This is a genomic window from Bacillus sp. 5w2 (assembly GCF_054353775.1).
Map to the genome: position 1 here is coordinate 60,225 of NZ_JBTIWT010000027.1, position 17,243 is coordinate 77,467.

A 17,243-nucleotide genomic window follows, 5' to 3' on the forward strand; every position below is an offset into this window, starting at 1 on the left:
AGAAGGTTTATTATGTTCGCGCTTATTCGTTACCATTTTCTCGACTACACAAAATCGTATAAGTACGTCCCTCCTATTGCGATGTACTGCATGAGCTTACTTTTTGTATATACATATAAACCAACTCCTATTGTACCGACATATTTAGAAACAGCACTCGCGCTATATTTATTATCTGCCTGGATTACGGTCACAATTTTTCATACCGAAGACCCTGTACAAGAGCAAATCACTATTTCACACACAAATAACATTTCAGCATTATACGTTGGTAAATATATTACAGCTCTTCTCATTTGTACTGTGTTATCTTTTATATCCGTAATCTACCCAATTATTTTGCAAATGTTCAATGAAAAAATGACAGTTTCTTTATTTCTAGTCGGATTTCTCGCTCACATGTCTTTCTCTATACTAGGAATTTCAATCGCAACATTATTTACTAGAAATATGATTCAAAAAGCAGGCACTGCTTGGCTTAGCCTTATATTTATATTACTTATAACGATCGCCTCCATTCAGTTTAAAAAAGAGTTGCTATGGTTTTTACCACCTGTCGAAAGCTTTCTAATGCTTGGACAATACAAATATAATATACTTACTCACACTTTATGGCTCACAGCTTGGGCTATCGTATATTCATTTTTATTACTTACGTTATTTCTTTTTCTCGTCCGCAAAAAACGTTTTTAATTACCTATTAAAGGAGACGAAGCAATGATCGGAATACTAGCAGGAATGGGACCAAAATCAACTGGACCATTCGTCGATACAGTTGTAGCAAGATGCCAAACAATATACGGAGCAAAGCATGATATGGACTTTCCTCATATGATGATTTATTCGTGCCCAACACCGTTTTACATGGATTGCCCTATTGATCACGAGGCGATGAAAAAAGCGATTATTGAAGGGGCACAAAAACTCGAAAGTACTGGCGTAGACTTTATCGCTATGCCTTGTAATACGGCGCATCTTTATTTTGAAGAATTACAGCGTTCTCTTTCTATTCCGATTTTAAATATAGTCGATGAAACGTTACAAGCAATTCCTGAAAATATAAAAAGAGTCGCTCTTCTCGCAACAGAAGCAACTGTTCAAGCCGGGATTTACCAAGATGGAATTGAAATACGTAATATAGAGTATATTCATCATGAAAAATGGCAGGAAATGATTAATCACATTATTACTTATATTAAAAACGGAGAAGTTGAAGTAGCTCGCCAATTATGGAGTGCGCTCGTTGTACAGTTGAAAGATGAAGTAGATACCGCAATTATTGCATGTACCGATTTGAATGTGGTGGCGAGTGAGGATTTTGTTGATTCCTCTCAATGTCTTGCTGAAGCGGTTGTTAGAATGTATGTAGAAAATATAAGGAGGTCCCAATGAATATACCTTTTGAAATGGGATACACATTTGACGAAAACCTTAGAGAAGAACCTTTATCCCTTGCTGAAATGAAGCAAGGGATTGTGCTTTTGAAAAAGCATTTACAGGAAGGATCGTTATATGGAAAAAACTGCGGATTAATCGGTGTTTATGAACGAATCGCTGGCAACCTTCCTGAAAGTAAGTGTTACTTACAGGAAGCAATTGCATATTATACAAATTTAAATAATAAAGAAGGACTCTTTGTTAACAAACTACGTCTCGCACACACATACCATTGGGAACAAAATTTCCATACGGCAAATACACTATTTACCGAACTTCAACATATGTTGCCGAACGTTCCTACTTATAAAGACTTCTTCTACCAACATTACGGAAAAAGTAAATTAGATGAGGGTGACTTCCACACCGCCCTTACTTATTTTCAAAAGGCACTTCAAATTAGGCTACAAAAAGGAAATGAAGAGCTAATTCATTCAACTAAGCTTTGCATTGCGTATTGTATGTCTCGCCGATAAAATCTGCCCTAAAAACTTTTAACTTTCTTCACAATTCTTTCAAAGTAATCACACTTAATCTCGCTATATTAAATAAGTAGTTATTCATATAGGGAAGGTTAGGGGAACTGAAAGTATGAAAGTAAATCGTTCGCTTCATTACATTTTTTGGCGTTGGCATTTTTACGCTGGTCTTTTTATTACGCCGCTTCTTATTACTTTGTCACTGAGCGGAATTGGTTATTTATTTCGAGAAGAAGTTGAAGATTTCATCTATAAAGATTTATATTTTGGGAAGAGCGCCCAAACAGAATCTATTTCGATGTCTGATTCGCTTTCCTTAACAGAGAAAAAGTATCCACACTATAGTGTGGCGAAAATTAGTGAGTTTAATGGGGATTATAATACGAGACTTACGATTGCAAATGAATATACTGGGCAACAAAAATATGTGTATTTAGATAGCAATAATCAAATTGTTGGGGATCAAAACGCAAGTGAAACGTTTGCGAATATAATGAGGGAATTACATAGTTCTCTTTTAGTTGGTGGTACTGTCGTTAACTATATTGTAGAACTTGCGGCGTGCTGGACAATCTTTTTAATTGTAACCGGATTGTATATGAGTATACGCCAGTTCAAAAACACATCAGCATCCAATAAACGAGAAAAGGCAAAACGACGTCATTCTATTATCGGTATTATATTTACAATTCCTCTCGTTTTGTTAGTCGCATCTGGATTGCCGTGGTCAGGGTTTATGGGTAACCAAATTTATAAAATCGCATCGTCGAATGAATCGCTCGGGTATCCGAAATTGTATATGGCACCGCCTGAATCAAAGGTAAAAGAATTGCCGTGGGCAACAAGAAAGGAAGCTCCTCCTGAATCAAATTCAAATGAGCCAAAAGCAATTTCAGTTGATACATTACAAAAAGGAATTGAAATACAGAAGCCATATGTGATCTCACTACCGGCTGATCCGAAAGGTGTATTCACTGTTTCGAAATCGAGCGGTTCTGGTATTACGGGTATGCATGTCGCACCAAATGAAGAAATAACAGCTTACTTTGATCAATATAGCGGTGAACTCATTTCAAAAACGGACTATCGTGATTATGGATTATTTGCACAATGGTTCACTTACGGTATCCCGCTTCATGAAGGTCATTTATTCGGATGGCCAAATAAAATATTATGCTTACTAACGACATTATCTTTATTACTTCTCATTTATTACGGAATAAAAATGTGGTTAGCAAGAAAGCCCAAAGGAAAATTAGCAGCACCTCCAAAACAAAGAGATAAGAAAAGTATATTTGTTTTCTTTATCATGATGGTTATACTAGGCGCTGTCATGCCTTTATTCGGACTATCTGTGTTAGTTATTTTTGCGATTGAACTTCTTATATATGTATTTTCAAAAATACGGTCATAATGAAAAAGCATTTGTACTCCCGTGTACAAATGCTTTTTTATTTACTATTTTCTTTTTTTCTACCACTTATTAAAAAGACAATATCTACTATAATAATCAATGCAATGATAACTTGGGCTACATAATCCATCGTTGTCGGACCGCCAGCTTTATTCATCATCATATACATTCCAGTTATAAATGAAATGGAAAGTAGCACGAGTAATGTTACTTCAATATTGTCATATAGCTTTTGAAACAATCGCTTCATTTCCATCACCACCTTTACCATATTATAACAAAAAACCACTCTACATGAGTGGTTTTCTTCATCACTGCGCCATTTTCTTTCGGTACATCTTCCCGTTCCAATAGAAGAATCGTGAAGTGAGGCCTCCGTATTTTACAATGCGCCGTGCCATTTTGTGCATATTCTTTTGCGCTGATACTTTTTGGTCTGATAAGTAAATACCAAGTAACCCTCGGCTTATGAGACGATGAAACTTCGCATGAGGCAAATCACCAATGCTCTTCTCTGCTTCTTCTACAAAATGTTTCATACGATCTAATATAGCTTGCTCATTTTCATAATAACTACAGAAATTCAAATCTCCGCCTATACGGTCTTCTTCTTGATCGATGAAATAATCAAGTAAAATGTGAAGTCCTTGTACGTAAGGGAAATATCCTTGTCTAATTTTCGCAATATCTTCATCATGTAATTCATCATGAAAGGCATATGCTACAAGACAGAAGATTCCAAGCGTAGAACCAGCACATGCTGAAAATTCGAACCAACTCATCTCTGGTAAGTTTTCTTTATGTGCTTCAAACCATGTTTGTAAGCGTGGTTCTCTTTCTTCTAACTTCACGTGTTTATGAATTTGCAAATCACAATAATAACAAGCAAGTTCATGAAGAACAGGAGCAATTTTGTCATAGTGCTTCGTTTTCTTTAAAACATCTTGGCATGTTTCAACAAGTTCATCTAAATAGCCACCATCATCTTGATCATCACGATAACGATAATAATTACCGCCACCTTCTACTTCAGGTGATAAAGCCATTAACATGGACTCATGCAGCGCGGCAAAATCATTTGGATCAAGTGATGTACTGCGATCACATAAGTTATCTAAATAATCGCTAATCGTTTGATACGCTACGATAAAACGAATACATTCCTCTCGGTGTTCATTTGCTAATAGCGCTAAAATGCCACCGCCCTCGCAATGAAACGTTTTATTCTCAATACTTGCGATTGCCTGACTATGAAGCTCGTCATTCGGAATATGGTAGGCACGCTCTTTCCACATCGCTAGCTCATGGTGTACAACCGGAAACACATCACGGTATACTTTCGCCATGAGCGTTATGGGATTACTCGGTACGTTCACTTCTTCCTTCATCTCCTCTATTCAATGTACAAATAATTTACTTATTTGTTTCTATTATGTTATTGATGTGTATTTCAGTAAATGACTGAATATAATTCAAAATTTCATCACGCTCATACTCATTTAATAACTCATGATAACAATTCGGCCATTCTTTAAAAGCCTTATCACTTATTTTAACATTATCAAACCAAGTACGGACACGTGTTTTATCTACAAGTTTATCCTTACAAGCTTGCATTAGCAAGAGTGGAACGTCTGGAAAATCGCCTATTTTTTTATGCGCAATTTCGATAGACTTAATCAATTCACTATACCAACGTACTGATACTTTGCGCAAGAACAATGAATCATTCTCCATCGCATCCCGAACTTCATGATTACGAGTTGACATTTCTACTGTAAGATTCGTTGCAAATTGCAATTTTGGAGCAATAACATTTAATATTTTTGAGACAGCTTGAAGCGGTGCAGAAGGTCCAGTCACTACCCCTAAGCAGGGTGAACTTAAAATAATGCCGTCTACATCTTCTCTCTTCGTTTCTTGCATCATACGAATGACAATAAGACCACCCATACTATGACCAAATAGAAAGATAGGTAACCTATACTTTCTTGCCTCTTTCACCCATAATTTAACTTCCTCTATGTATTCATCAAATGAATCAATATGTCCTCTATTTCTTGAAGTCGTTCCATGTGACGGAAGGTCCCCCATCACGACGTGGTAGCCGATATGATTCCACATTTCCGCAACGGCTTCATAACGTCCGTGATATTCCATTGCGCCGTGCACGATAACAACGACAGCTTTCGCTTCCTCTGCTTCATAATTCCACATACGGCTCTCCTCCATTTCACTCTTTCTCATAATTTGATACACTAAAACTAGTCTCTAGGAAAGGAAGGCTTTACATGATATATCCTTACAAAGAAAAAAATCCGAAAATTGCGAGTAGTGCTTTTATCGCTGACTACGTAACCATTACAGGTGATGTGACAATTGGCGAAGAAGCAAGTATTTGGTTTAATACAGTCATACGCGGCGATGTATCACCAACAATCATCGGAGACCGAGTAAATGTACAGGACCAATGTACACTTCACCAAAGCCCACAGTACCCTCTTATTTTAGAAGATGATGTGACAGTTGGGCATCAAGTTATTTTACATAGCTGCCATATAAAAAAGGATGCTTTAATTGGAATGGGCTCTATTATATTGGATGGTGCTGAAATTGGCGAAGGAGCCTTTATCGGTGCTGGAAGCCTCGTTTCACAAGGAAAAAAAATCCCGCCAAACACATTAGCGTTCGGTCGCCCAGCGAAAGTCATTCGTGAATTAACAGAAGAAGACCGTAAAGACATGGAGCGTATTCGCACACAATACGTTGAAAAAGGTCAATATTATAAATCACTACAAAAGTGATTTTACCGCTGCCATAATACTGGCAGCTTTTTTATAAAAAAACTAACTTTTTCTTTACAAAACATTATTACTCCCTCAATAAAATCTTATTAAAATAAAAGCTAATATCTCCATATATATGTAAACGAGGGAGGAGAATTTTCATGAAGGTCAGTGGACTGTATAAAATAGAATGTTACATTTTCAAAGGAATTAACCGATACTTTGATCAAAAAACGTTAAATATCTTTTTCAGCAATATTACTCATATCGGTGGCGCGACTTTCTCCATTGCACTCACACTGTTCTTTTTAATTTTCGCAAAGGGAACTTTGCACCAAGCTGCAATCGCAACTGCTATTTCATTAGCAATTAGCCATATTCCTGTGCAAATATTAAAAAGATGGTATCCGCGAAAACGTCCTTATTTAACAATTCAGGATGCAAAATATCCAGTCCATCCATTAAAAGACCACTCTTTCCCGTCTGGTCATACAACAGCCGTTTTCTCTGTCTTTATTCCATTTATTTGCTATAATCCAAACTTATTTGTTTTTCTATTACCGTTAGCATTATGCGTTGGTATTTCTCGCATTTATTTAGGGCTTCACTATCCTTCTGATGTATTCGTCGGTATGTGCCTCGGCACTTGCTCTGGCATCATCTCTTTTTATCAATTCATCCCACTTTTCACATAAAGGAGTGATATGATGAGAGTCGCCATTTTTACCGATACTTTTACGCCACAAGTCAACGGGGTTGCGAAAACATTAGAACGATTAACACGTTACTTTCAGAAAGAAAAGATCGCCTATTCTGTTTTCGCCCCTCAGCATACAGCTGAAGATAATTTCGTAGCGAATGTGAATAAGATGAGAAGTATCCCGTTAACAATATTATATCCAGAATGTCGTTTTTCTTTTCCTACTCCGCGCATTAAACGTGAACTTCTTTCCTTTCAACCTGACATTATTCACATTGCCACACCTTTCAACATGGGACTTTGTGGATTGTATTATGCAAAAAAGTTAAACATCCCAGTTGTCGGTTCTTATCATACTGATTTCGATGCTTATTTACGCTACTACAAAATTGAATTTCTCTCTAATATGCTTTGGAACTATTTAAAGTGGTTTCATAGTCATATGCAAAAAAATTTCGTTCCATCCCCTGAAACATTACATCAATTAAAAAATAAAGGCTTTCAGGCCCTCTCGATTTGGGGACGGGGTGTAGATTGCACACTCTTTCATCCAGCTTACAATACAGACCTATTCCGGAAAAAATATAATATTACAGCGAAGTATGTCCTTTCCTATGTTGGACGAATTGCTCCTGAGAAAGATATTGATACGTTGCAAAATCTTATCGTTAAATCAGCGCATACTCGAAACGATATTCATTGGCTTATAGCAGGAGACGGTCCCCTAGCAACAAGTCTTCGTGAAGCTGTTCCGAAAACAAATATCACTTTTACTGGATATTTACAAGGCGAGGATTTAGCTGAAGCATATGCTTGTTCTAACATCATGGTATTTCCATCAGCTACTGAAACATTCGGAAATGTTGTACTTGAATCACTTGCATGCGGCACACCTGTAATTGGTGCAAATAGTGGCGGGGTAAAAAACATTATTACAGATGGAAAAACGGGAGTTCTTTGTCCGTCCAAAAATGAAGACGCATTTCTATCATCCATTTATTCTTTATTGCAAAATGAAGAAAAACTTGAGCAGATGGGAATAGCAGCTTCATCTTTTGCGAAATCAAAGAGCTGGGATGAGATTTTTCTTGGCTTGTTTAAACAATATGAAGAAGTCCTTCAGCACACCGCATCAGAGTTACTCGCTTAAATAGAAAAACTCCCTTCAAAAAAACGAAGGGAGTTTATTACACAGTTGTAAATTTTAGTTTAATAAATGATACACATAGTGAAATACCACTTTATTCCTATATTCATTATAGCAAAAAGATACATAACTAAACATACTTGTAATAAAAACCCATAAAAATTAATATATGGTTATACAGTATTTTAAGAATTCCCCTTAAAATCAACTTACTCACATACCTTTATACAGGAATTGTTCCCCAATTTCTGTATATCAAAAAAACCTTTCATTCATTTGAAAGGTCTTTTTGAGCCTGCACATATTCTTCTTTCGTATTTACATTTATAAACCAATCCGCATTCGCTTGTACATCTTCACCAGCAACATATTTCACATTGCATTGTGATAAAAGTTGGCCCATACTTCTTTTTTCTTCTTGAAGCAAAGCATAAATCTTTTCTTTCACACGGTTATGATATGCTGCAAGTAACGGTTGTTTTCTTCCATTAATAATAGGTACAACCGCATCATATTCATTGCTCGTTTGCTCTAATAAAATGGTAAACCATTCATGCGAAACATTTGGCGCATCGCAAGGCATAATAGCATACCAGTCTGCTTCTATGTATTCCATACCTGATACAATCCCAGCAAGTGGTCCGTTTCCTTTATAGTGCGGAATATCTTCTATAACAGGAACTTGTACGAATTGCTCTACTCGCTCTTTTATATCGGGGTGACTAATGACTACAACTTCTTGCAAAGTACTTGTCATCACTTTCACAATATGCTCAACGAAAGTAGTCCCCTTCCAAATTGCTAACGCTTTCGGCTCACCGAATCTACTCGACATACCGCCTGCTAATACAATTCCAGCATATTTACTCATTGGCGATGCAGCTCAAATGTAATATGACCTAATTCCGGCAAAATTAATTTATTCATCGCAAGGCGAACTGCTCCGCTAGACCCTGGCATTGAAAAGACAACTTTGCGCCCAATTGTACCGCCAATTGCTCTACTTAACATAGCGCTGCTTCCGATATCTTCTAAATAACTAATCATACGGAACAACTCACCAAACCCGACAATTTCTTTATCTAATAGCGCTGATACCGCTTCAATCGTTACATCACGTTTCGTAATACCAGTACCGCCATTTGTTAATACAACATCTACGTCTTCCCGATGATAACCAGCTAACACTGCTTGCTGAATACTCTCTTTATCATCTTTTACAATTTCATAAGAAGTCACTTTATGTCCTGCTTCTTTTAACAATTCATGTAATAATTGTCCGCTCTTATCTGTCTCTTCCGTACGTGTATCGGAAATTGTTACGATCTTACAACGCACTTCTTTTGGTGCTTGTTTTTTATGTTCGGTTACGCTCATTTTTCATCTTTCCTTTCTTAAAGGCTTTTCTTCATTTTATCATATATATCTTTGCACAATTATGTATGAAGCCAACGATGCATCATGATACAATATAAGTATACTAACCCACAAAAAGGAAAATGAAAAACCATTTCCTAGACTTCACATCTTTAACTACTCTCTATATTTTCTACATAATAGAATTCAATTTTATAACTTGCACTACAAAATAAGCCGGAGGTCTAATACTATGGAACTTTATAAAAAACTAACAACAACATTCATCCTCTTATTCGTCGCTTCCATTACTGTTGGCTTTTCCTTAAAAGGCGCAATCCCATACGCTACATTAGTAAGCATTATATTCGCGACACTATTTTTACTAAGCAGTGCCTTTTGCGCTGGTAAAGCACGTCAACTGAAAGGGTGATCATCTATGTTCCGTAAGAAACAAATCCTTTGTAAATCATGTGAAAAAGAAATACAAACGTATGAAAAAGCATGGATTCATATGCCCTTTCCGGCCAGTGGTATGACGAATATGAAAAAGTATATTGAGCTAGACGGCGAAGTGTATTGTGGCTCATGCATTCAAATTGTAAGTAAAGCGCAATAAAAAAAGCTTTGCGCTCACCGCGCAAAGCTTTTTTTCATATATTATAGACCAGCTTGCTCTTTTAAAGTTGCAGCTTTGTCTGTACGTTCCCATGATAGATCTACATCAGTACGTCCGAAGTGGCCGTACGCTGCTGTTTGTTTGTAAATTGGGCGACGTAAGTCTAGCATTTTAATAATACCAGCTGGGCGAAGATCGAAGTTGTTACGAACTAGTTCTACTAATACGTCTTCAGATACTTTACCAGTGCCAAATGTATCAACTGAAATTGATACTGGTTGTGCTACACCGATTGCGTATGCAAGTTGTACTTCTGCTTTATCAGCAAGACCAGCTGCTATGATATTTTTCGCAACATAACGAGCTGCATATGCTGCAGAGCGGTCAACTTTTGTTGCATCTTTACCAGAGAATGCACCGCCACCGTGGCGAGCGTATCCACCGTAAGTATCAACGATGATTTTACGTCCTGTTAAACCAGCATCACCTTGTGGTCCACCAATTACGAAGCGGCCAGTTGGGTTAATGAAGAATTTCGTTTCTCCATCCATTAATTCCGCTGGAACTACAGCCTTAATTACATGCTCTTTTAAATCGCGATCGATTTCTTCCCATGTAACATCTGGATGATGCTGTGTAGAAATTACAATTGTATCTACACGTACAGGTTTACCATTTTCATCATACTCAACTGTAACTTGCGTTTTTCCATCCGGACGTAAGTATGATAATGTGTCATCTTTACGTACTTCAGTTAAACGACGAGCTAATTTGTGAGCAAGCGAGATTGGAAGTGGCATTAATTCTTGTGTCTCATTACATGCGAAACCAAACATTAAACCTTGGTCTCCTGCACCAATTGCCTCAATCTCAGCGTCAGTCATTTGACCTTCGCGTGCTTCTAGCGCTTGGTCAACACCCATAGCGATGTCAGCAGATTGCTCATCGATAGATGTTAAAACTGCACAAGTTTCTGCATCGAATCCGTATTTTGCGCGTGTGTAACCAATGCCTTGAATTGTTTCACGAACGATTTTTGGAATATCTACGTAAGTAGAAGTCGTAATTTCCCCCGCTACCAATACTAAACCAGTTGTTACAGTTGTTTCACAAGCTACACGTGCATTTGCGTCTTTTGATAAGATCGCATCTAAAATTGAATCAGAAATTTGGTCACAAATTTTATCTGGATGTCCTTCAGTTACAGACTCAGATGTGAACAGATGACGTTTTTTTGTCATGTGGTAAACCTCCCTACAGTAATTGTATATATTGTACGGAACTCATCCTTAATTTGCCACAAACTGCGACATACATTTATTCTCCCACAAGCATACAGAAAAACCTTTCCTACTTTACATAGAGGAAAGGTTTAATTTGCTACTTGCATACTGCTTTTTGCCCTTTGCTCTTATCGTTCGAGACCATTAGCCTCGCACAGGTTTTAGCACCTATTCACCTGTATTTACCACTACAAATGAGGTTGCTGGGCTTCATCGGGCCTGTCCCTCCGCCAGCTCGGGATAAGAGAGTATCCGTCCCAACCTATACTAAAGAAATGATATTCATTTGTCAATTAATATTCACATTTTCCTGAAAGTTTTTCTCAATGCGCCTAAAGTGAATTATTAATAAGGAAATAATGTATTCACACAAACAAATAGAAATAAATAGTATACATTATTTATATAATTGTGTTATACTCTTGTTGGGGATTACGAGAAATATTTCATTAAATGAAAAGGATGGTATATAAATATGAGTACTGTGAATGTCCAAATTGGTTTACACGAATTATTGAACGGAAGCAATGCACAGATTCAACTAAGTGTTCCGCAATTAGTGGAAAAAGTATTAATGCGAAATGAAGGGAAATTAACTTCTACTGGTGCGGTTTCTGCTTCGACAGGAAAATATACAGGACGTTCTCCTAAAGATAAATTTATTGTGAAAGAAGCATCGGTTGCTGACAAAATTGCTTGGGGAGCTGTGAATCAACCGATTTCTGAAGAACATTTTAATAAATTATATACTAAAGTTTTAGAATACTTAAAAGAAAAAGAAGAGTTATTCGTCTTCAATGGATTTGCAGGCGCTGACCGCAATTACCGCCTACCAATTCAAGTTATTAACGAATATGCATGGCACAATTTATTTGTACACCAATTATTCATTCGTCCAACTGAAGAAGAATTAACAACTCATGAATCAGAGTTCACAATTGTTTCTGCGCCGAATTTCAAAGCTGATCCAGCTGTTGACGGTACAAACTCTGAAGCATTCATTATGGTTTCATTCGAAAAACGTATCGTACTAATTGGTGGTACAGAATACGCTGGAGAAATGAAAAAATCAATCTTCTCTATTATGAACTTCTTACTACCTGAACAAGATATTCTTTCTATGCATTGCTCTGCAAACGTAGGTGAAGAAGGTGACGTAGCACTATTCTTCGGTTTATCTGGAACAGGTAAAACAACATTATCTGCTGATCCAAACCGTAAATTAATTGGTGATGATGAGCATGGTTGGTCTGATAACGGCGTATTCAATATTGAAGGCGGTTGCTACGCAAAATGTGTAAACCTTTCTCACGAGAAAGAACCACAAATTTTCGATGCAATCAAATTTGGATCTGTTTTAGAAAACGTTATCATTAATAACCAAACGCGTATTGCAGACTATAACGATACTACTTTAACAGAAAATACTCGTGCTGCATACCCTATGCATGCGATCGACAATATCGTACTGCCAAGTGTTGCTGGACACCCAAATACAATCATTTTCTTAACTGCTGATGCATCTGGCGTATTGCCTCCAATCAGTAAGTTATCAAAAGAACAAGCTATGTACCATTTCTTAAGTGGCTACACTAGTAAACTAGCAGGAACAGAGCGTGGTGTTACATCTCCGCAAGCAACATTCTCAACTTGCTTCGGTTCACCATTCTTACCACTTGATGCATCTCGCTATGCTGAAATGCTTGGTGAAAAAATCGAGAAACACGATGCGAAAGTATTCTTAGTAAACACTGGCTGGACTGGTGGCGAATACGGCGTTGGTAAACGTATGAACTTAGGTTACACTCGTGCAATGATTCAAGCTGCATTAAGCGGTGAACTTGCGAAAACTGAAACAGCTACACATAACATCTTCGGTCTTGAAGTTCCACTTCACGTACCAGGTGTACCAGACGAAGTGTTAATGCCTGAACAAACTTGGGCTGATAAAGCTGCTTACAAAGCGAAAGCAATCGAGCTTGCAAATGAATTCAAAGCTAACTTCAAAAAGTTCGACAGCGTTTCTGAAGATATTATTAACTTAGGCGGTCCAATCGCTTAAGTGCAAACTTTCTTTTGGAATCATCCTTTTACTCATATGAATAAGTGTCGTGTAACCGTAAAGTTCCGCGTACTCACCGACAAAACCCAATGCGGCTTAACGGTTACACACACTTACATAAAAAAGAAGCTTACGTTTTTGCGTAAGCTTCTTTCTATATCTTATATAAAGTGAAACGTTAATCTCTTCATCTGTGGCTTAGTTTGTTAATTTACAGAAATTTCAATTTATATTTATTTACTTTTAGTTTTTCATGATACAATTTACATATATAGGAAGGGGTGAAGCCTATGAGAAATTTTTCTCGTACAGGAAAAATTTTATTCAGTTATGGAGCGATCCAAATGTTTTGGGGACTTGTGATGCTTAACGCTAATTTATTCGAGCATACAAGTGAAACAATAAAATATATTATTCTAATTACCGGAATAGCTTTTTGTATTATATCCAACTTTTTCAAAAAAACTAAGAGTCATACTAATACGTGATTTCATATTAACTTATTAGAAGCGTAAACCTGTATTTTATGCAAAGTTACGCTTCCTGTTGTACTATTCATCGCTGGATCTCTTATTCCAGGGTAAATCCATTTTCACACGTACAACTTACGGATTCGAACATATGAATTATATCTCTACTCGCTACATCCTTCTGGTTTTACTCCGCGTGGGGCTCAAACAGGCCCTAACCGCTTCTATCCCCCGCCGGATCCTCTATCCCATCTAAAAAGAGGCTTTTTATCTTTTTAGCTCTTCGTTAATTCTTCCTCATCTTTCATACTATAGTATCCTAAATTCACAACAATTAAGAAATAGCCGCCCATAATCCCTACTGCAAATGCCCACATCACCATGTGGTGCTCAATTTCGTACATAATAATAGCACCTAAAATAGCAGCTGCAAAGCGATTAAACATACCGAGCGTTGGTGCTTTCGTTTTCTTTACGATACTATCTCCAAGCTTTTCAATCCGTCTTCCTAAAAGCCAAACGCAATACATACTTACGATAAGTCCAATTCCAGCACCTAGGAAATGAGCTGAAAACGGTGTTAACATCCAGCCTAGTAAAAGAAAACCTAGTAAATAATACGATTGAATTTTAAACGATCTTAATGACATACTAATCATGCTGTTCTCCTCTTCAGTAATTTTTATCCCGCATTAACGGGCAGTAAGACCCTCACCTCAAAATTCAGCGGAAGCAAAGAAGTTAGGTGGGGGATCAACTGCCCGTAAAAGCCCGATTGGTTCAACTAATAATCAGTGGGGGATGAACAAAACCCCCACTGATTAAAGTTTCACTTTATCTATCCAACAAAAAATTTCTTTCAAGTTTATACTGCTTACATCCATTTCAATCAAATTAAAAACAACATAAACGATATGTTTACGTTGTTTAAATGTTTTTAGGAAATAATATTATACAAGATTTCAAACATCATATTCTTATAATTTGTGACGTTTTTCCAAACATTTTTCGTCCATTTTTGAAAAAATTGATATCAATCTATGAACATACGGATATGATGTAATAAGCACACAAATAAAGGGGGCGTCTAATGATTTATTTTTTAATGGCTCTCATTCACCTTATTATCCCTGCACTTATTGGACTTTCATTGTATTGGTACACGAAAAATCATAGTATTTTCTACGCTGTCCTCGGTGTCCTTCTTCCGGGTATTATTCTTATCACACTCTTCCGCATTCCAGTTTTAAACTTAATTCCACTTATTACTGCTATCTTATTTCTCGTCTTCTTACCAAAAATAAAAAAATAGGAAAGCAGATCATAGGTGATCTGTTTTCCTATTTTGATATAGATTCCTCCACAGTAGAATGCACTTTTACTTTCTCCGATTTCACAAACCATAAACCGAAGAAAATAATAATTCCACCGATTATTTGTTGAAAGGATACATATTCATTTGCCCATACAGCTGCAAATAAAACAGCTACAAGTGGCGTTATATACATATATACCATCGTATGTGACGCCCCAATTTTTTGAACACCAACATACCACATCACTAGACCGAATACCGTTACGAAGAAAATCGAATATAGTAAAGCAAATAGTGTCATTCCATGTGTAATGTGAAATGGCATAATAAATACGTATGGTCCACTTAACAATAAGAGCGGAATCGCACCAACTAATGCTGACCATGCGGTAACACGTAGTGCTGAATATTTTTTAATTAATGGACTTGCTAAAACAGGATAAAGCCCCCAGCATATTGATGTAATTAGTCCAATTCCATTTCCATAAAAAGAACTAGCAAGTGAATGTCCTGCTACTAAAACTAATATTACACCACCAAAGGCAATGATAGAACCGATGAGCTTTCGAGAAGAAAACTTTTCTTGTTTCAAGAAAATCGCAAATAAAGTTGTAAAAATAGGTGAAATAGAAATGAGTAAAGAGGCATTTGTAGCGGATGTATATTTGACAGTTTCCATAAACAACGTTTGATACAGTACAATACCTACAACGCTAACGATGATTAATCTAGGTATATCCTTTCGTTCCATATAAACCGACTTTTCAATAAAAAATGTAAGGAGTAACATAAGCGGTGCCGCCGATATCATCCGAAGTGCAGTAAACTCAATTGCTGTAAATTCTAAAAGTCCATATTTCGCAATCGTAAAATTAATCCCCCAAATAATAACGACTGCTAAAATTAATAACTCAATCCCCCATCTTCTCATGCGTATCCCCTCCGCAAATAAAATTATACAGAAAATTCAATCACATGTACATTTCATTATGTGAAAAAATCTTTGTATTGTATGCAACGTTTTAATGAACTTATATCGGCGATTTTTTAAATATATCGATTTATCAACAAAAAACGATAATAATAGCGACTTATACAATAAAAAAGGTGATTCCAAAATACATTTTGGAATCACCTTTTCTTTACTACACTCGAACGTGTAACTTCATATTTGGATTATAAAATTGGCTTGGGCTCTTCAACTGAAAAGTTCCTCCACCTTCATGCCAATCAACTGTTAACTTATCATCCATAAATACAAGCTTTGTGCGATCTGCGATAAAACTAAACTGGCTTGATTCAATATCTACATCACGCTCATCTTTTTCTGCTACAGCTACTAAATCGATGATTCCGCTCATTACACAACCGCAACCTTCATTATCGTAAAATAACTTTATATATTTTGCTTCACTTGGAATCGTATCCACAATCTTTTTATATGCTGCTTCTGTTACAGTAACATACATACGTTATTCATCCTCTCTTCTCACATCATTCATATATTGTACCACTATTTTTCTAAATCATTGTATACAAAAAATTAAGACTAACACATGTGATAAAGGAGACTGTATCACAATGTGTCTCTAAATATTTAGTGAAAGAAAAATTGATATATGATTGGTTTAATGCGAATTTTGATGTGAATATTACTTTGCTTCCGCAAGAAAAATGGTTCCTCTAAAACTATTCAATTCTCCTCCCTACTTTTGAAATCTATATACACAATACAATTGACCACACAAAAATATAGAATTCATAATATATATATAGTAGTTCTATTTTTAAAACTAGGTTTTCAAAACAGAGAAAGGAGAAAATATATGTACCCACGTAATTGTTTTAGTTGCGATGGCAGACGCAACGGCGGTTCTATTGGTAGCACCGGCGCCACTGGACCGACCGGACCGACTGGGGCCACCGGACCTACTGGTAGCGCTGGATCTACCGGAGCTGGTTTACAAAGTACTACCGCCTTTAGTCTAGCAGCAGCCCCTAACTATAAAACCGGACAAGTGGTCACTTATACGAGCAGCGGCTATGTTGTAAAAAAAGATGCACCTCAAGGGTTTCCCAATATATCTCCAGATTATATCGTATTAGTAGAAAGTGGACCTACTGGTAGCACCGGGTCAACCGGGAGCACTGGGCCTTCTGGCAATACTGGACCTA

The 17,243-nt window shown here is 36.8% G+C and carries 21 protein-coding genes, 2 pseudogenes and 1 riboswitch; of the genes and pseudogenes, 14 read left to right on the plus strand and 9 right to left on the minus strand.

What is annotated here, in order from left to right; all coding sequences use genetic code 11:
* Window positions 1-12: 12 nt before the first annotated feature.
* The 4 genes from ACXY7N_RS28230 to ACXY7N_RS28245 all read left to right on the plus strand — a co-directional run bounded on the left by ACXY7N_RS28230 (window position 13) and on the right by ACXY7N_RS28245 (window position 3,330).
* Complete coding sequence (locus ACXY7N_RS28230) at window positions 13-693, plus strand: hypothetical protein (protein WP_016085864.1); 681 nt, start codon at window positions 13-15, stop codon at window positions 691-693.
* Between the two features lie 24 nt (window positions 694-717).
* Window positions 718-1,392 carry an aspartate/glutamate racemase family protein gene (locus tag ACXY7N_RS28235; RefSeq protein WP_488592825.1) on the plus strand — a complete coding sequence of 225 codons (675 nt, stop codon included), beginning with the start codon at window positions 718-720 and terminating at the stop codon, window positions 1,390-1,392.
* The gene (locus ACXY7N_RS28240) at window positions 1,389-1,913 is read left to right on the plus strand and encodes a hypothetical protein (RefSeq protein WP_088084447.1); all 525 of its coding nucleotides are present in this window, start codon (window positions 1,389-1,391) and stop codon (window positions 1,911-1,913) included. Before ACXY7N_RS28235 ends, ACXY7N_RS28240 begins: the two co-directional genes overlap by 4 nt.
* Before the next feature lie 115 nt (window positions 1,914-2,028).
* A complete protein-coding gene (locus ACXY7N_RS28245) occupies window positions 2,029-3,330 on the plus strand; it encodes a PepSY-associated TM helix domain-containing protein (protein ID WP_016135506.1) in 1,302 nt (433 codons plus the stop codon).
* A 37-nt stretch (window positions 3,331-3,367) separates the two neighbouring features.
* On the opposite strand, the gene ACXY7N_RS28250 is transcribed toward ACXY7N_RS28245, so the two are convergent.
* The 3 genes from ACXY7N_RS28250 to ACXY7N_RS28260 are packed head-to-tail and all read right to left on the minus strand — an operon-like array spanning window position 3,368 to window position 5,547.
* On the minus strand, window positions 3,368-3,601 hold the full coding sequence (locus ACXY7N_RS28250) for a hypothetical protein (protein WP_074651699.1): 234 nt from the start codon (window positions 3,599-3,601) through the stop codon (window positions 3,368-3,370).
* A gap of 40 nt (window positions 3,602-3,641) precedes the next feature.
* Window positions 3,642-4,706, minus strand: a complete 1,065-nt coding sequence (locus ACXY7N_RS28255; protein ID WP_001102478.1) for a tetraprenyl-beta-curcumene synthase family protein — start codon at window positions 4,704-4,706, stop codon at window positions 3,642-3,644.
* 37 nt (window positions 4,707-4,743) lie between these two features.
* Entirely contained in the window at window positions 4,744-5,547 is an 804-nt protein-coding gene (locus ACXY7N_RS28260) for an alpha/beta hydrolase (protein WP_088084448.1), read from the minus strand.
* 74 nt (window positions 5,548-5,621) lie between these two features.
* On the opposite strand from ACXY7N_RS28260, the gene ACXY7N_RS28265 reads away from it, so the two are divergent.
* The 3 genes from ACXY7N_RS28265 to ACXY7N_RS28275 all read left to right on the plus strand — a co-directional run bounded on the left by ACXY7N_RS28265 (window position 5,622) and on the right by ACXY7N_RS28275 (window position 7,966).
* Entirely contained in the window at window positions 5,622-6,134 is a 513-nt protein-coding gene (locus tag ACXY7N_RS28265) for a gamma carbonic anhydrase (protein WP_016085859.1), read from the plus strand.
* Between the two features lie 143 nt (window positions 6,135-6,277).
* Complete coding sequence (locus ACXY7N_RS28270) at window positions 6,278-6,811, plus strand: phosphatase PAP2 family protein (RefSeq protein ID WP_000868580.1); 534 nt, start codon at window positions 6,278-6,280, stop codon at window positions 6,809-6,811.
* Window positions 6,812-6,823: 12 nt separating this feature from the next.
* Entirely contained in the window at window positions 6,824-7,966 is a 1,143-nt protein-coding gene (locus ACXY7N_RS28275; protein WP_016135508.1) for a glycosyltransferase family 4 protein, read from the plus strand.
* 265 nt (window positions 7,967-8,231) lie between these two features.
* On the opposite strand, the gene ACXY7N_RS28280 is transcribed toward ACXY7N_RS28275, so the two are convergent.
* On the minus strand, window positions 8,232-8,834 hold the full coding sequence (locus ACXY7N_RS28280) for a molybdenum cofactor guanylyltransferase (protein ID WP_000049599.1): 603 nt from the start codon (window positions 8,832-8,834) through the stop codon (window positions 8,232-8,234).
* Window positions 8,831-9,340 carry a MogA/MoaB family molybdenum cofactor biosynthesis protein gene (locus ACXY7N_RS28285; protein ID WP_016135509.1) on the minus strand — a complete coding sequence of 170 codons (510 nt, stop codon included), beginning with the start codon at window positions 9,338-9,340 and terminating at the stop codon, window positions 8,831-8,833. The genes ACXY7N_RS28280 and ACXY7N_RS28285 overlap by 4 nt, the downstream gene beginning before the upstream one ends.
* Before the next feature lie 232 nt (window positions 9,341-9,572).
* On the opposite strand from ACXY7N_RS28285, the gene ACXY7N_RS28290 reads away from it, so the two are divergent.
* Both ACXY7N_RS28290 and ACXY7N_RS28295 read left to right on the plus strand, forming a co-directional pair.
* Window positions 9,573-9,752 carry a hypothetical protein gene (locus tag ACXY7N_RS28290; protein ID WP_002067722.1) on the plus strand — a complete coding sequence of 60 codons (180 nt, stop codon included), beginning with the start codon at window positions 9,573-9,575 and terminating at the stop codon, window positions 9,750-9,752.
* A 6-nt stretch (window positions 9,753-9,758) separates the two neighbouring features.
* Window positions 9,759-9,938 carry a hypothetical protein gene (locus ACXY7N_RS28295; protein ID WP_016085856.1) on the plus strand — a complete coding sequence of 60 codons (180 nt, stop codon included), beginning with the start codon at window positions 9,759-9,761 and terminating at the stop codon, window positions 9,936-9,938.
* A 41-nt stretch (window positions 9,939-9,979) separates the two neighbouring features.
* Here the strand turns inward: ACXY7N_RS28295 and metK are convergent, their stop codons facing one another.
* Window positions 9,980-11,179 (minus strand): methionine adenosyltransferase, encoded by a 1,200-nt coding sequence (gene metK, locus ACXY7N_RS28300; RefSeq protein WP_016085855.1) that lies wholly within the window; start codon window positions 11,177-11,179, stop codon window positions 9,980-9,982.
* 167 nt (window positions 11,180-11,346) lie between these two features.
* Window positions 11,347-11,468, minus strand: a riboswitch (SAM riboswitch).
* Between the two features lie 228 nt (window positions 11,469-11,696).
* Here metK and pckA point away from each other — a divergent pair.
* A complete protein-coding gene (pckA, locus tag ACXY7N_RS28305) occupies window positions 11,697-13,283 on the plus strand; it encodes a phosphoenolpyruvate carboxykinase (ATP) (RefSeq protein ID WP_016085854.1) in 1,587 nt (528 codons plus the stop codon).
* A gap of 290 nt (window positions 13,284-13,573) precedes the next feature.
* Window positions 13,574-13,771 (plus strand): hypothetical protein, encoded by a 198-nt coding sequence (locus tag ACXY7N_RS28310; protein ID WP_033659787.1) that lies wholly within the window; start codon window positions 13,574-13,576, stop codon window positions 13,769-13,771.
* A 257-nt stretch (window positions 13,772-14,028) separates the two neighbouring features.
* Here ACXY7N_RS28310 and ACXY7N_RS28315 read toward each other — a convergent pair whose 3' ends face one another.
* Window positions 14,029-14,412 carry an ATP synthase subunit I gene (locus tag ACXY7N_RS28315; RefSeq protein ID WP_016085852.1) on the minus strand — a complete coding sequence of 128 codons (384 nt, stop codon included), beginning with the start codon at window positions 14,410-14,412 and terminating at the stop codon, window positions 14,029-14,031.
* A gap of 431 nt (window positions 14,413-14,843) precedes the next feature.
* Here ACXY7N_RS28315 and ACXY7N_RS28320 point away from each other — a divergent pair, with 431 nt between their 5' ends.
* Complete coding sequence (locus tag ACXY7N_RS28320) at window positions 14,844-15,065, plus strand: hypothetical protein (protein ID WP_016085851.1); 222 nt, start codon at window positions 14,844-14,846, stop codon at window positions 15,063-15,065.
* Between the two features lie 28 nt (window positions 15,066-15,093).
* Here the strand turns inward: ACXY7N_RS28320 and ACXY7N_RS28325 are convergent, their stop codons facing one another.
* Both ACXY7N_RS28325 and ACXY7N_RS28330 read right to left on the minus strand, forming a co-directional pair.
* The gene (locus tag ACXY7N_RS28325) at window positions 15,094-15,999 is read right to left on the minus strand and encodes a DMT family transporter (RefSeq protein ID WP_488592826.1); all 906 of its coding nucleotides are present in this window, start codon (window positions 15,997-15,999) and stop codon (window positions 15,094-15,096) included.
* A gap of 214 nt (window positions 16,000-16,213) precedes the next feature.
* Complete coding sequence (locus tag ACXY7N_RS28330; protein ID WP_098560095.1) at window positions 16,214-16,537, minus strand: iron-sulfur cluster biosynthesis family protein; 324 nt, start codon at window positions 16,535-16,537, stop codon at window positions 16,214-16,216.
* Between the two features lie 92 nt (window positions 16,538-16,629).
* Here ACXY7N_RS28330 and ACXY7N_RS28335 point away from each other — a divergent pair.
* Window positions 16,630-16,755: pseudogene (locus tag ACXY7N_RS28335) on the plus strand (Nif3-like dinuclear metal center hexameric protein); the annotation flags it as partial.
* Between the two features lie 139 nt (window positions 16,756-16,894).
* Window positions 16,895-17,243, plus strand: a pseudogene (locus ACXY7N_RS28340) (collagen-like protein); the annotation flags it as partial.

Excerpts from the sequence above, each read along its gene's own strand:
- ACXY7N_RS28230 (WP_016085864.1), top strand. The coding sequence starts at position 13 with ATGTTCGCGCTTATTCGTTACCATTTTCTCGACTACACAAAATCGTAT.
- ACXY7N_RS28235 (WP_488592825.1), top strand. The coding sequence starts at position 718 with ATGATCGGAATACTAGCAGGAATGGGACCAAAATCAACTGGACCATTC.
- ACXY7N_RS28240 (WP_088084447.1), top strand. The coding sequence starts at position 1,389 with ATGAATATACCTTTTGAAATGGGATACACATTTGACGAAAACCTTAGA.
- ACXY7N_RS28245 (WP_016135506.1), top strand. The coding sequence starts at position 2,029 with ATGAAAGTAAATCGTTCGCTTCATTACATTTTTTGGCGTTGGCATTTT.
- ACXY7N_RS28250 (WP_074651699.1), bottom strand. The coding sequence starts at position 3,601 with ATGGTAAAGGTGGTGATGGAAATGAAGCGATTGTTTCAAAAGCTATAT.
- ACXY7N_RS28260 (WP_088084448.1), bottom strand. The coding sequence starts at position 5,547 with ATGTGGAATTATGAAGCAGAGGAAGCGAAAGCTGTCGTTGTTATCGTG.
- ACXY7N_RS28265 (WP_016085859.1), top strand. The coding sequence starts at position 5,622 with ATGATATATCCTTACAAAGAAAAAAATCCGAAAATTGCGAGTAGTGCT.
- ACXY7N_RS28270 (WP_000868580.1), top strand. The coding sequence starts at position 6,278 with ATGAAGGTCAGTGGACTGTATAAAATAGAATGTTACATTTTCAAAGGA.
- ACXY7N_RS28275 (WP_016135508.1), top strand. The coding sequence starts at position 6,824 with ATGAGAGTCGCCATTTTTACCGATACTTTTACGCCACAAGTCAACGGG.
- ACXY7N_RS28280 (WP_000049599.1), bottom strand. The coding sequence starts at position 8,834 with ATGAGTAAATATGCTGGAATTGTATTAGCAGGCGGTATGTCGAGTAGA.
- ACXY7N_RS28285 (WP_016135509.1), bottom strand. The coding sequence starts at position 9,340 with ATGAGCGTAACCGAACATAAAAAACAAGCACCAAAAGAAGTGCGTTGT.
- ACXY7N_RS28290 (WP_002067722.1), top strand. The coding sequence starts at position 9,573 with ATGGAACTTTATAAAAAACTAACAACAACATTCATCCTCTTATTCGTC.
- ACXY7N_RS28295 (WP_016085856.1), top strand. The coding sequence starts at position 9,759 with ATGTTCCGTAAGAAACAAATCCTTTGTAAATCATGTGAAAAAGAAATA.
- metK (WP_016085855.1), bottom strand. The coding sequence starts at position 11,179 with ATGACAAAAAAACGTCATCTGTTCACATCTGAGTCTGTAACTGAAGGA.
- pckA (WP_016085854.1), top strand. The coding sequence starts at position 11,697 with ATGAGTACTGTGAATGTCCAAATTGGTTTACACGAATTATTGAACGGA.
- ACXY7N_RS28310 (WP_033659787.1), top strand. The coding sequence starts at position 13,574 with ATGAGAAATTTTTCTCGTACAGGAAAAATTTTATTCAGTTATGGAGCG.
- ACXY7N_RS28315 (WP_016085852.1), bottom strand. The coding sequence starts at position 14,412 with ATGATTAGTATGTCATTAAGATCGTTTAAAATTCAATCGTATTATTTA.
- ACXY7N_RS28320 (WP_016085851.1), top strand. The coding sequence starts at position 14,844 with ATGATTTATTTTTTAATGGCTCTCATTCACCTTATTATCCCTGCACTT.
- ACXY7N_RS28325 (WP_488592826.1), bottom strand. The coding sequence starts at position 15,999 with ATGAGAAGATGGGGGATTGAGTTATTAATTTTAGCAGTCGTTATTATT.
- ACXY7N_RS28330 (WP_098560095.1), bottom strand. The coding sequence starts at position 16,537 with ATGTATGTTACTGTAACAGAAGCAGCATATAAAAAGATTGTGGATACG.